10 protein-coding genes and 1 riboswitch are annotated in these 12,863 nt (G+C 69.9%); of the genes, 7 read left to right on the top strand and 3 right to left on the bottom strand.

What is annotated here, in order from left to right:
* Positions 1-4 precede the first annotated feature (4 nt).
* The 7 genes from QNA09_RS11710 (at position 5) to gcvP (ending at position 7,223) form a co-directional block, all read left to right on the top strand.
* Positions 5-745, top strand: coding sequence for a DUF881 domain-containing protein (locus QNA09_RS11710; RefSeq protein WP_010596527.1), 741 nt, complete (start codon positions 5-7; stop codon positions 743-745).
* Positions 746-788: 43 nt separating this feature from the next.
* Positions 789-1,193: a glycine cleavage system protein GcvH gene (gcvH, locus tag QNA09_RS11705; protein ID WP_010596526.1), complete on the top strand. Its 405-nt coding sequence runs from the start codon at positions 789-791 to the stop codon at positions 1,191-1,193.
* A gap of 174 nt (positions 1,194-1,367) precedes the next feature.
* Positions 1,368-1,835 (top strand): glycogen accumulation regulator GarA, encoded by a 468-nt coding sequence (gene garA / locus QNA09_RS11700; RefSeq protein ID WP_003937274.1) that lies wholly within the window; start codon positions 1,368-1,370, stop codon positions 1,833-1,835.
* Positions 1,835-2,572 (top strand): MerR family transcriptional regulator, encoded by a 738-nt coding sequence (locus QNA09_RS11695; RefSeq protein WP_026137991.1) that lies wholly within the window; start codon positions 1,835-1,837, stop codon positions 2,570-2,572. The genes garA and QNA09_RS11695 overlap by 1 nt, the downstream gene beginning before the upstream one ends.
* Positions 2,573-2,676: 104 nt before the next feature.
* Positions 2,677-3,150 (top strand): bifunctional nuclease family protein, encoded by a 474-nt coding sequence (locus QNA09_RS11690; protein ID WP_010596524.1) that lies wholly within the window; start codon positions 2,677-2,679, stop codon positions 3,148-3,150.
* A 258-nt stretch (positions 3,151-3,408) separates the two neighbouring features.
* The gene (locus QNA09_RS11685; protein ID WP_003937271.1) at positions 3,409-4,035 is read left to right on the top strand and encodes a MerR family transcriptional regulator; all 627 of its coding nucleotides are present in this window, start codon (positions 3,409-3,411) and stop codon (positions 4,033-4,035) included.
* Positions 4,036-4,107: 72 nt separating this feature from the next.
* Positions 4,108-4,202: riboswitch (glycine riboswitch) on the top strand.
* A 168-nt stretch (positions 4,203-4,370) separates the two neighbouring features.
* The gene (gene gcvP, locus QNA09_RS11680) at positions 4,371-7,223 is read left to right on the top strand and encodes an aminomethyl-transferring glycine dehydrogenase (protein ID WP_308072448.1); all 2,853 of its coding nucleotides are present in this window, start codon (positions 4,371-4,373) and stop codon (positions 7,221-7,223) included.
* Between the two features lie 141 nt (positions 7,224-7,364).
* Here the strand turns inward: gcvP and QNA09_RS11675 are convergent, their stop codons facing one another.
* The 3 genes from QNA09_RS11675 to QNA09_RS11665 form a co-directional block, all read right to left on the bottom strand.
* On the bottom strand, positions 7,365-8,519 hold the full coding sequence (locus QNA09_RS11675) for a metallophosphoesterase (protein ID WP_010596522.1): 1,155 nt from the start codon (positions 8,517-8,519) through the stop codon (positions 7,365-7,367).
* 4 nt (positions 8,520-8,523) lie between these two features.
* A complete protein-coding gene (locus QNA09_RS11670) occupies positions 8,524-10,263 on the bottom strand; it encodes a VWA domain-containing protein (RefSeq protein WP_017681702.1) in 1,740 nt (579 codons plus the stop codon).
* Between the two features lie 147 nt (positions 10,264-10,410).
* Positions 10,411-12,603, bottom strand: coding sequence for a malate synthase G (locus QNA09_RS11665; protein ID WP_010596520.1), 2,193 nt, complete (start codon positions 12,601-12,603; stop codon positions 10,411-10,413).
* Positions 12,604-12,863 lie beyond the last annotated feature (260 nt).

The raw sequence follows: 12,863 nt of genomic DNA, 5'->3' as shown, positions 1-12,863 counted from the left end.
CGGGATGGGCGAGGGCAAGCACGAACGACACGACACGGCCGAGACCGGCACAGCGCGCCGATCGCGGATCGTCTTCTCCGCCCTGGCGGCGCTGCTCATGGTTCTGCTCGGGGTGGGGATCGCCACCCAGGTCAGGAACACCGGTTCGGGGGATGCGCTCGACTCCGCCCGGCCCGCCGACCTGCTGGTGGTGCTCGACAACCTCAACCGGCGCGAGGCGGAGCTGCGCCAGGAGATCACCACCCTGGAGCAGACGCTGGCCAGTCTGGAACGCAACGGCTCCGAGGCCGCGCTCGCGGAGGCGCAGCAGCGCCTGTCGGCCCTGCAGATCCAGGTCGGCGCCGCCCCGGCCACCGGTCCGGGAGTGATCTTGACCATCGCCGACCCGCGGCGGGGGGTCGGTCCGGAGGTCCTTCTCGACACGATCCAGGAACTGCGCGCCGCGGGAGCGGAAGCGGTGCAGGTCGCCGGAACCGGCGACGCTGCCGTGCGTATCGGCGTGGACTCCTGGGTGGGCGGAACCGCAGGTGCGCTGGTCGTCGACGATCGACCGCTCGCAGCGCCCTACGTCGTCGCCGCGATCGGGGACGCGCCCACACTGGCGGCGGCGCTGAACATCCCCGGCGGTGTGGTCGACACGGTGGCCCGAGCCGGCGGGACGGTGCAGATCGAGCAGTCGCCGCAGGTCGAGGTGCCCGCCTTGCGGGAGATCGAGCCGCGACAATACTCTCAGCCCGGTAATTGAACCCGGCGTTCCACGCGAATGTCGCTGCCCGAAAGGACCTGTCGTGAGTGAGTTCCGAACACCCGCCGATCTGCGTTACACGGCGGAGCACGAGTGGGTTCGCCGAACCGGCGACGTGACCGCACGCCTCGGCATCACCGACTATGCCCAGTCGCAGCTCGGCGACGTCGTCTTCGTGCAGTTGCCCGAGACCGGTGCGGAGCTCACCGCGGGGGAGTCCTTCGGCGAGGTGGAATCGACCAAGAGCGTGTCCGACGTGTTCGCTCCGCTCACGGCGAAAGTCGTTGGGGTGAACTCGGATCTGGACGGCAATCCCGAGCTCGTCAACGGGGATCCGTACGAGGCCGGCTGGCTGGTGGACGTCGAGGTCGGCAGCAAGGACGAGCTCGACGCCGCTCTGGCGGACACGCTCGACGCCGACGGATACCGCGCAATCACGCAGAACTGACCCCGCGTCCGGCCGGGGCCGCGTCTGCCTGCACGAAGGACGTCGTGCAGGGTACGGTCATCGGTAGGCGTGTGCCGGGTCGGGGCGCGGGTCCGTACCGGAAGTGATCGTGGCTGAACGAAACTGCGGCCCCGGGGGAGCGATCCCGAAGGGCCGAACGGATAAGGAGATACGGTGAGCGAGAACGGCAACGCGGGCTACGAGGAAACCCCTGCGGAAACCACTTCGGTGTTTCGTGCCGACTTCCTGAACGAGCTCGATACCACCGGCACGGGCGCGGGAACGACCGAAGCGCCGGTCTCGGGGGTCGAGGGGCTTCCCACAGGATCGGCGCTGCTCGTCGTCAAGCGTGGCCCGAACGCCGGGTCGCGTTTCCTGCTCGATCAGCCGACGACGTCGGCCGGGCGTCACCCGGACAGTGACATCTTCCTCGACGACGTGACGGTGAGCCGTCGGCACGCCGAGTTCCGCCAGGACGAGGGCGAGTTCCAGGTCGTCGATGTGGGAAGCCTGAACGGAACCTACGTCAACCGCGAGCCGGTCGACTCGGCCGTTCTCGCGAACGGCGACGAGGTGCAGATCGGGAAGTTCCGGCTGGTGTTCCTCACCGGCCCGCGGGGTTCGCAGGGCACGGGTAGCTGATGACCGCTGCCCGCCAGCCGTCACCGGGGGGGATGTCGATCGGCTCCGTGCTCGATCGGCTCCGGCCCGAGTTTCCGGACGTGACGATCTCGAAGATCCGTTTCCTCGAATCCGAGGGACTGATCAGTCCGGAACGCACCCCGTCGGGTTATCGCCGTTTCTCGATCGCGGACTGTGAGCGTCTGCGGTACGTACTGACCGCGCAACGGGACCAGTACCTGCCGCTGAAGGTGATCAAGGAACAGCTCGAGGCGATCGACCGCGGTGTCGCGACGGTGGGCTCGGTGGAGGGTCGCCCGAAGCGGCCCCGGACCCTGGCCGTGGCGCCGGGGCAGGTGTCCCCGGAGGATCTGCGCACGGACCGGGAGGTGCGGATCAGCCGGGACGACCTGTGCGGGCGGGCGGGCATCGAGTCGTCCTTCCTGACGGAGCTGATCCGCGCCGGGCTCATCGTGCCCGGCGCGGCCGGCTTCTTCGACGAGGATGCGGTGCTGCTGGCGCGCACCGCCAAGGCCATGTCCGAGTTCGGCCTCGAGGTTCGGCACCTGCGTGCGTTCAAGCTCGCGGCCGACCGGGAGGCGGGCCTGGTGGCGCAGATCGCGGGTCCGGTGGCAAAGGGCCGGGACGTCGGTGCGCGTGCTCGGGCCGAGGAGATGGTACGGGAACTGGCCGCGCTGTCGTTGACGATGCACACATGCCTCGTCAAGGCCGCCGTCCGGGGCGCTCTGGATCGGTGAGCGGCGGGCGTCGACCTCGACGACGGCGCGTTTGGCACTAGAATTCAGGGGGATATCGGCGGACGGTTCGCCACCGTCGCACAGCAGGGATGGGAGGCGGCTCGATGAGCGAGATGCGAGTAGTGGGGATCCGGGTCGAGCAACCGCAGAATCAGCCTGTCCTGCTGCTGCGCGAGGTCGACGGAGATCGGTACCTGCCGATCTGGATCGGCCAGATGGAAGCCACGGCGATCGCACTGGAACAGCAGGGTGTCGAGCCGGTCCGGCCGTTGACGCACGACCTGATCAAGAATCTGGTCGATGCCTTCGGCCGTACCCTCGAAGAGGTCCGGATCGTGGATCTCAAGGAGGGGACGTTCTACGCCGATCTCGTCTTCGACGGCGGTCTGCGCGTGTCGTCCCGCCCCTCCGACGCGGTCGCTGTAGCCTTGCGCATCGGCGCGCCGGTCTTCGTGGAGGAACCGGTGCTGGCGGAAGCGGGCCTCGTCATGCCGGATGAGCGGGAGGACGAGGTCGAGAAGTTCAAGGAGTTTCTCGAATCCGTCTCCCCCGACGACTTCAAGGCGACGGACGGCTGATCGTCGAACGCCGCCGAGGTTCTGTCGCGACTTCCGGCCCCGACGGCCGGGACGCGCGCCGCGAGTGTGACGCGGAACCGGAAGGTCGTCGTCCGGTCGGCGTGTTGCTGCCCAACTTTTCGTACGGGGCGTACGCTGAGTGAATCGCTACGGATCGACTCGGTGGGTCACGCGAGCGCTCGACGACCGGATGGGGGTGGGGATCCGCCCGTCGTTCGTTCCAGGGCACGCCTGTGCACGCGAGAGGGAGTCACAACAGTGGGAGATCGGCCGCAGGGACAGCAGCTCAGCTTCGACGCCGTCGACCGCGATGCCCCGTCACGGGCAGCTCTCGATGCCGACGAGATGCAGCCGGGTCTGTTCCCGGACGATTCGGTGCCTGACGAGCTCGTCGGCTACCGCGTGCCCATCGCCTGTCAGATCGCCGGCATCACCTACCGCCAGCTCGACTACTGGGCGCGGACCAACCTGGTCGTTCCGTCCATCCGGGGCGCGGCCGGCTCGGGCAGCCAACGGCTCTACTCGTTCAAGGACATCCTCGTCCTGAAGATCGTCAAGCGTCTGCTCGACACGGGCATCTCGCTGCAGAACATCAGGGTGGCGGTCGACCACCTCCGCGAACGCGGAGTGCGGGACCTGGCGAAGATCACCCTGTTCTCCGACGGCACGACTGTGTACGAGTGCACCTCCCCGGAAGAGGTGGTCGATTTACTGCAGGGCGGGCAGGGAGTGTTCGGGATCGCGGTGAGCGGTGCCATGCGGGAGCTGACCGGCAGCATCGCCGACTTCCCGGCTGAGCGCGCGGACGGTGGCAACGTGGAACAGCGACCCGAGGACGAACTGGCCTCTCGCCGCCGCGAACGCGTCAATCGGCGGATCGGGTAGACGCTCGTCACAGGAAACGCCCGCGACCTCCGTGTTCCGCGGCCTCCCGGTGCCCTAGAATCGGGGGTACGTCGCCGCCGTGCGGGAGAGTTCCGGACCTGTTCCGGGCGCCGAAGGAGCAGCACCTCCCCGTCAATCTCTCAGGCATCGAGGACCGTACGGGCACCGACGTCTCTGGAAAGCGGTGGGAGCACCCACCCGCCCACGGGGAAAGGGCCGGTTCGTTCCGGTACCGAATCTCTCAGGCGCTCGCTCGACGAGCTCGCGACAGAGGGGGAGGACACGCACCGTGCGACCCTTGCCCGGATGCGGACCTCCGACCTCAGGGAGTCGCGATGACCGATGCTGCCACCCACACCTTCGCCGACCGCCACGTCGGCCCCGACGCGGCGGGACTGCGCCGCATTCACGACGTCGTCGGCGTCGAATCCCTCGACGAACTGGCCGCGAAGGCGGTGCCCGCCGGGATCCTCGACGCGCGGACCGACGGGGTCGCGGACGGACTCGAGTCGCTCGACGCGCCGCTGTTGGAACACGAGGTGCTGAAGGCCCTGCAGGAACTCGCCGGGCAGAACACCGTCGCGACGTCGATGATCGGTCAGGGGTACTACGGCACGCTGACTCCGCCGGTCCTGCTGCGCAACATCATCGAGAATCCCGCCTGGTACACGGCATACACCCCGTACCAGCCGGAGATCAGCCAGGGGCGCCTCGAGGCCCTCCTCAACTTCCAGACCATGGTCTCGGACCTGACCGGCATGGAGGTCGCCAACTCGTCGATGCTGGACGAGGCGACCGCCGCCGCGGAGGCGATGACGCTGCTCGCGCGCGCCAACCGCAAGTGCCGGAGCACGCGGGTCGTCGTGGACACCGACGTGTTCGCCCAGACCGCGGCGGTCCTCGCGACCCGCGCGGAACCCCTGGGAATCGAGATCGTCACCGCGAATCTCGTCGACGACGGTCTGCCCGAGGGGGAGTTCTTCGGCGTGATCCTGCAGATCCCGGGTGCCTCCGGCCGGGTGTTCGACGCGGGTCCCCTCGTCGAGGCGGCGCACGAGCGTGGCGCCCTCGTGGCGGTGGGGGCGGACCTGCTGGCCCTGACGCTGCTCACCCCGCCCGGTGAACAGGGCGCGGACGTATGCTTCGGCACCACCCAGCGGTTCGGCGTGCCCATGGGATTCGGCGGGCCGCATGCCGGCTATCTCGCGGTGCACGCCGCCCATGCCCGCAACCTGCCTGGCCGGCTCGTCGGTGTCTCGGTCGACGCCGACGGTTCGCCGGCGTACCGGCTGGCGCTGCAGACGCGTGAGCAGCACATTCGCCGTGAGAAGGCGACCAGCAATATCTGCACCGCGCAGGTGCTTCTCGCGGTCCTCGCCGCGATGTACGCGTCGTACCACGGCGCCGAAGGCCTGGCCGGGATCGCGACCCGTGTGGCGGGCCAGGCCGCCCGGCTCGCCGCGTCGCTGCGAGCCGCCGACATCGACGTGGTGCACGACAGCTTCTTCGACACCGTTCTGGTCCGCGTTCCCGGCCGCGCCGACGCGGTGGTCGCGGCGGCGCTCGAGGCCGGCATCAACGTCCGGCGGGTCGACGACGACCAGGTGGGGGTCTCGTGCGACGAGGCGACCAGCGAGGCCGATGTGGCTGCAGTTGTTGCCGCGTTCGGGGCGGAGGACACCGCGGCGGAAGCCGCGCCCGCCCTTCCCCGGCACCTCGCGCGCACGAGCGCGTACCTGGAGCACGAGGCGTTCACCCGGTACCGTACCGAGACCGCGATGATGCGGTACCTGCGCCGCCTGTCGGACATGGACCTCGCGCTCGACCGCACCATGATCCCGCTGGGTTCGTGCACGATGAAACTCAATGCCGCCGCCGAGATGGAGGCGATCACCTGGCCCGGATTCTCGGCGCTGCATCCGTTCGCCCCCGCGGATCAGACCGCAGGCATCCGCCGGCTCATCGCGGACCTGGAAGGGTGGCTTGCCGCGGTGACCGGGTACGACGCGGTGAGCCTGCAGCCGAACGCCGGCAGCCAGGGCGAGTACGCCGGGCTTCTGGCCATCCGCCACTACCATCTGAGCCGGGGCGACGAGCACCGCGACACCTGCCTGATCCCGTCGAGCGCGCACGGCACCAACGCGGCCTCCGCGGTCATGGCCGGTATGCGCGTGGAGGTCGTCGCGTGCCGTTCGAACGGTGACGTGGACCTCGACGATCTGCGTGCGAAGATCGCCGATCACGCCGAACGTCTCGCCGCGATCATGATCACGTACCCGTCGACCCACGGCGTCTACGAACACGAGATCGCCGACATCTGCGGCGCCGTGCACGACGCCGGTGGTCAGGTGTACATCGACGGGGCCAACCTGAACGCTCTCGTCGGTCTGGCACGACCCGGCAAGTTCGGCGGCGACGTGAGTCATCTGAACCTGCACAAGACGTTCTGCATTCCGCACGGCGGGGGCGGTCCCGGGGTGGGGCCGATCGGCGTGCGCGCACACCTGGTGCCGTTCCTGCCCGGACACCCGGCGGAGCCGGGGCTCGGCGGGGGCGGACCGGTGTCGGCGGCGCCGTTCGGATCGGCGTCCATCCTCCCGATCACGTGGGCGTACATCAAGCTGATGGGGGCGCAGGGCCTGCGGCGGGCCTCGCTGACCGCGATCGCGTCGGCGAACTACATCGCGCGCCGGCTCGACGAGTACTTTCCCGTCCTGTACACGGGTGAGAACGGCATGGTGGCGCACGAGTGCATCCTCGATCTGCGGCCCCTGACGAAGGACACGGGCGTCACGGTGGACGACGTCGCCAAGCGTCTGGCGGATTACGGCTTCCACGCACCCACCATGAGCTTCCCCGTTGCGGGCACCCTCATGGTCGAACCCACCGAGAGCGAGGACCTGTCCGAGCTCGATGCGTTCATCGACGCGATGATCGCCATCCGCGGCGAGATCGACCGCGTCGGGGCAGGGGAGTGGCCGGTGGACGACAACCCGCTGCGCGGGGCGCCGCACACCGCCCAGTGCCTGGTGGGGGAATGGATCCACCCCTACAGCCGTGAGATCGCGGTGTATCCACTGGGGCAGACCCGCGCGAAGGTGTGGCCCGCGGTGCGACGCATCGACGGGGCGTACGGGGATCGGAACCTTGTGTGCTCGTGCCCGCCGTTGGAGGCGTACAGCAGCTGAGTGAGTTCTCGGGGGTGAGCCGCCGGAGCGGCTCACCCCCGAGAATCAGACCAAAATATTCCGAGCCATACGGAACATATTAAATAACCGAACATCCCGGAACGGCAACCCTCCAACACCCGACCCCAAACTCGAGGACGGTCAGACGGTCCCTACGGTCAGTTCGAGAATCGCCACTTCCGGAGGGGTGGCGATGCGGACCGGCGGCCCCCAGGCACCGGTACCGCGGGAGGTGTAGACGAGCGTGTCTCCGAACCGGTCGAGACCCGTCACCGTCGGCTGCTGCAGGGGCACGACGTATCCGAGCGGCCACATCTGTCCGCCGTGCGTGTGCCCGGACAACTGCAGATCGATGCCGTGCTCGCGCGCCTCGAACACGTGGCGAGGCTGGTGGGCGGCCAGGAGAACGAAGCGTTCGGGATCGCGGTCCTGCAGTGCCGCGGTCAGGTCCGCGTCGTTCGGGGCCGGCGCCGAATAGTCGTGGATGCCGGCGAGATCGATCGCGTCGCCGCCGCGCTCGAGGGTCACTCGCTCGTTGCGGAGGGTGCGTACACCGAGGGTTTCCCAGAAATCCAGCCAGGACATCGCGTCGTCGGCGTAGTACTCGTGATTTCCGCTGACGCCGTAGACCCCGAGCGGGGCACGCAGGTCCGCGAGAGGCGCCAGGTCGGGTCCGACGAGGGCGATGGTGCCGTCGGTGAGGTCTCCGCCGAGCACGATCAGGTCCGGCCGCTGTGCGTTCACGAGGTCCACTGCGCGGCGGGTGAACTCGCGGCCGCGGGACGGGCCGACGTGCAGGTCGGTGACGAGGGCGACGCGCAGCCCGTCGAATCCGGCCGGGAGCCGGCGCAGCGGGATCCGGGTGTGCACGAGCCGGGGCCGAGCGGCCTCGACCGTGCCGTAGCCGACGGCGGCGACCGCTGCGACGGTCAGCGCGCCCGTCGCGACCTGCAGAGCGCGCCGCCGGGAAGAATCCGGCGGATGGGCGGCGTCTCGACGGAAGCGGCGTACCGCTCGCGCTGCGAGGGACACGATCCCGATCAGGAGCGTGCCGAGGACCAGGTACAGCACTACTGCGAGCCAGGTCCAGCCGAGGAATCCGAACGGGCGGGCCCAGCGCGGGTCGAGTGAGGTGCCGCTCTGCGCACCGATCAGCGCGACGACGAGGAGGACGCCGAGCGCGGTGTTCGCGGCGATCGCCGCGCGCCCGCGCAGACCGGGGGCACGGACGAGGCGGCGGTGGAGCCAGAAGGTGACGAGGGCGAGGAACGTCCCCGCGACGAGTAGCCGGATCACGGTGTCAGGACATCAGCTTTCGGAGGGCGGGGGCGAGTTCGGGCCCGTCGGTCGTGGTGACGGAGACGAGCGCGCCGCCGGTGCGGTCGGCGAGGGTCTGCAGGGTGTTGCGGTCGGTGTCGTCGCCGAGGGTCACGACGTCGATCCGGACGGGCCGGTCGGGGTCGCCGGCGGCGGTGACGAGGTCGAGGATGCGCTGGCGGGTGGTGTCGTCGTCGTTGGCACTGTCGGTGATCAGGAGGACGGAGTTGGGCTGCCCGGGCGTGAAGTTTCGGACGGCGTCGACGTAGGCGGCGGCCAGGGACCGGTAGACGGCGGAACCGTCGGTGGTACGGGTGCCGCTCAGGGCGGTGGTCAGAGCGGTGCGGTGGTCCGCGGTGAGTGCGCCGCGTGCCACCGTGGTGCGGTACGGGGTGGTGCCGTCGAGGTCGTCGGCGAAGACCCACAGGGCGAGGTTCGAGGCGTCCGGTGACCGGTCCACGTGCTGGTCCAGGGCGGCGGCGAGGTGGGCGAGACGGGTGTCGTCGCCTTCGACGGTTCCCATGGACGTGGAGGTGTCGAGAAGGATCGTGGTGGTGCGGGGTGCCACCGGTGCGCGCCGGTGGTCCAGGAGGATGTCGGCCACGGCCGGGTCGGCGCGGTTCAGGGTCTGTTCGATGCGGGGGAAGGGCACCGCGTCGCTACGGGGTGCGGGCTGACCGTCGACCCGGAAACCGGCGTCGGCCAGGGCGCGGGCGGCGGCGGGTTCGCGGAGATAGCCGGTCAGTTCGGCGGCGGCGCGCGAGAGCGTCTCGTCGACCCACGGGGCGTCGACCACGGCGGCGGGGAAGTCGGCGGTGGGAGTGGGACCGGTGGGGACGAATTCGGCGAGGCCGGCGGCGCCGCCGGACGTGACTGCTGTGTGCAGCTGTTGCTCGGTGATCGGTACGGCGTGCACCGTGCCGTCGGCGCCGGGCGCGTCGGCGAGGGTGTCCAGGGCTGCGGCGGTGGTCGGTCCGGCGCCGGCTCCGAGGGCGTCGGCGCCGAGCGCGAGGGTCCCGACCGCGGAGGTGGTTGCCGGGGAGGCGGCTTGTTCGGCGGTCAGGGGGCCGGGTCCGGCGTCGGTGACTGCGGCGGCGACGGCCTCGAGGGCGGGTGTGGTGGCGTCGGCGTCGGGGCCGGTGGGCAGGGCGAGACGGAGGCCGGTCCAGCCGTCGAGGCCCAGACCGGCGAGGATGCTGCCGTCGGACTGGAGGGAGGGCAGCTGACGCCATGCGGTGTTTGCGGCGTCGAGGGCACGCCCGAGTGCGGTGGGGACGGCCAGCACGATCGGGGAGGTGGCGAGGGAGCGGGACTGTCCGTCGAGGGCCTGTGCCGCGCGCGCGGTGGCGTCGCTGCTGAAGGGGACCCAGAGGGCGGGTGGGGGCCCGAGGGCGGGGTCCCAGCGGGGGTCGGCGGCTGAGGCGTCTGCGGCGGCGGTGAGGGCGGTGGTGGCCGGGGTGGTGGCGACGGCGGTGACGCGCACGTCGATGCAGTGGTCGCGGACGACCGGGCGGGTGTCGGTGACCCAGCGGGCGGCGAGGGCGGTCAGTGTGGGGGCGACGGCGGGATCCGCGGCGACGTCGAGAAGCGCGTCACCTTCGACGCAGGTCTGTGCGGCTTCGGTCGCCTGCTCGTCGATGCGTTCGCGCAGGCGGAACCAGCCGACGACGGCGAGGACGAGGACGAGTGCCACGGCGACGGCAACGATCGGGCCCTTGCTCACACCTCTGGCGCCGCCCGTTCCGCGATGTCGACCCACGTGTTTCCTGCCTGTCGTCGTGTCTGCCCGCCGTCGTTCCCGGAGTCTAGTGATCGGCTGTGAGACGCCACGGCCCCCGATCCACCGTGGATCGGGGGCCGTGGCTGGGGGTCAGGCTCGGCGGCCGTGGGCGGCCTTGAATTCGAGGCGGCGCCGGTGCAGGATCGGCTCGGTGTAGCCGCTGGGCTGGGTGGTGCCTTCGAGGATCAGTTCCTTGGCGGCCTGGAAGGCGATGCTGGAGTCGAAGTCCGGGGCCATCGGCAGGTAGGTCGGGTCGCCGGCGTTCTGCCGGTCGACGACCGGTGCCATGCGCTGCAGGGCGCCGACGACGTCGTCGGCGGTGACGATGCCGTGGTGGATCCAGTTGGCGAGCAGCTGGCTGGAGATGCGCAGGGTGGCGCGGTCCTCCATGAGGGCGATGTCGTGGATGTCGGGCACCTTCGAGCAGCCGACGCCCTGGGAGATCCACCGCACGACGTAGCCGAGGATGGACTGGCAGTTGTTGTCGAGCTCCTCACGCTTTTCCTCGTCGCTCCAGTCGGTGGACGGGGCGAGCGGGATGGTGAGGATGTCGTCGACGGTGGCGCGGCGCGTGCCCTTCAGCTCGTCCTGCACGGCGAACACGTCGACCTGGTGGTAGTGGGTGGCGTGCAGGGTGGCGCCGGTGGGCGAGGGCACCCAGGCGGTGTTGGCGCCGGCGCGGGGCTGGCCGATCTTCTGTTCGAGCATGTCGGCCATGAGGTCGGTCATCGCCCACATGCCCTTGCCGATCTGGGCCTTGCCCTGCAGCCCGCACGCGAGGCCGGTGTCGACGTTCCAGTCCTCGTAGGCCGAGATCCACTTCTGCTTCTTCATCTCGGCCTTGCGGACCATGGCGCCGGCCTCCATGGAGGTGTGGATCTCGTCGCCGGTGCGGTCGAGGAAGCCGGTGTTGATGAACACCACGCGTTCGCTGGCTTCCTTGATGCAGGCCTTCAGGTTGACGGTGGTGCGGCGTTCCTCGTCCATGATGCCGACCTTGAGGGTGTTGGCCGGCAGGCCCAGGACCTCTTCGACCCGGCCGAACAGTTCGGTGGTGAAGGCGACTTCTTCGGGGCCGTGCTGTTTGGGCTTGACGATGTAGATCGAGCCGGTGCGGGAGTTGATCAGCGGCCCGGTCGCGTTGCCGACGGACAGGCCGTGCACGGCGGCGAGGCTGGTGATCAGCGCGTCGAGGATGCCCTCGGGGACCTCGTTGCCCTCGGAGTCGAGCACGGCGGGGTTGGTCATGAGGTGACCGACGTTGCGGACGAACAGCAGCGATCGGCCGTGCAGGGTGAGGTCGGAGCCGTCGGGGGCGGTGTAGACGCGGTCGGCGTCGAGGGAGCGGGTGAAGGACTTGCCGCCCTTGGAGATCTCCTCGGCGAGGTCGCCGCGGTTGAGGCCGAGCCAGTTGCGGTAGCCGATGACCTTGTCCTCGGCGTCGACGGCGGCGACCGAGTCTTCGAAGTCCATGATGGTGGTGACCGCGGATTCGAGGACGACGTCCTTCACCCCGGCGGCGTCGGTGCTGCCGATCGGGGAGTCCGGGTCGATCTGGATTTCGACGTGCAGGCCGTGGTTGCGCAGCAGCACCGCGGTGGGGGCGGTCTTGTCGCCGAGGTAGCCGGCGAACTTCTCCGGCTGGGCCAGGGTGGTGGTCGTGCCGTCGCCGAGTTCGATCTTCAGCTCGGCGCCGTCGACGAAGTACCGGGTGGAGTCGGTGTGCGAGCCGGTGGCGAGGGCGGCGGCGGTGTCGAGGAAGTCGCGGGCCCAGGCGATGACCTTGTCGCCGCGCACCTTGTTGTAGCCGGTGCCCTTCTCGGCGCCGCCTTCTTCGGAGATGGCGTCGGTGCCGTAGAGGGCGTCGTAGAGCGAGCCCCAGCGGGCGTTGGAGGCGTTGAGGGCGAAGCGGGCGTTGAGAACCGGCACCACCAGCTGCGGTCCGGCGGTGGTGGCGATCTCGGCGTCGACGCCTGCGGTGGTGACCTGGAAGTCGGCGGGCTCGGGGACGAGGTAGCCGATGTCCTGGAGGAACGCCTTGTAGGCCGCGGCGTCGTGCGCCTGGCCCTTGCGGTCGCGGTGCCAGGTGTCGATCTGTGCCTGCAGCTCGTCCCTCGTGGCGAGCAGGGCGCGGTTGCGGGGGGCGAGATCGTGGATCACCTTGTCCGCGCCGGCCCAGAACTCGGCCGCGTCCACCCCGGTGCCGGGGATCGCCTCGTCGACGACGAAGTCGTAGAGCACCTTGGCGACCTGGAGTCCACCGACTTGCACGCGTTCAGTCATTACCTGCCTCACTCTTTCCGGGACCTGTGCGCTCGCGTCGGCGGCGCCGACGGGCAGCACGACGAACAGCACTCACGTTACCCGCCGGTAGTTTCGGGCAGGCCGGTTCGACCCGCCGCCGGGGCGGTACATCGATTCAGCAGCTCCTCTCCAGGGCCGCGGCGCGATGGTGAGCGCCGACCGCTCGCGGGCGTACTGTGCGCGCCCGGAAGCGGTCTCGATCGTGATCGGCGAGTAGCCGCAATCGCTCAGATCATACG

The organism is Rhodococcus sp. AH-ZY2, assembly GCF_030916465.1.
Taxonomy (GTDB): Bacteria; Actinomycetota; Actinomycetes; order Mycobacteriales; family Mycobacteriaceae; genus Rhodococcus; species Rhodococcus ruber.
The sequence above is the reverse complement of the archived record's forward strand: the minus strand, read 5'-3'. Positions and strand labels throughout refer to the sequence as shown.

Bases quoted from the DNA above. Each gene is read 5' to 3' on its own strand.
- QNA09_RS11710 (WP_010596527.1), top strand. From the start codon at position 5: ATGGGCGAGGGCAAGCACGAACGACACGACACGGCCGAGACCGGCACA.
- QNA09_RS11695 (WP_026137991.1), top strand. From the start codon at position 1,835: ATGACCGCTGCCCGCCAGCCGTCACCGGGGGGGATGTCGATCGGCTCC.
- QNA09_RS11690 (WP_010596524.1), top strand. From the start codon at position 2,677: ATGAGCGAGATGCGAGTAGTGGGGATCCGGGTCGAGCAACCGCAGAAT.
- gcvP (WP_308072448.1), top strand. From the start codon at position 4,371: ATGACCGATGCTGCCACCCACACCTTCGCCGACCGCCACGTCGGCCCC.
- QNA09_RS11665 (WP_010596520.1), bottom strand. From the start codon at position 12,603: ATGACTGAACGCGTGCAAGTCGGTGGACTCCAGGTCGCCAAGGTGCTC.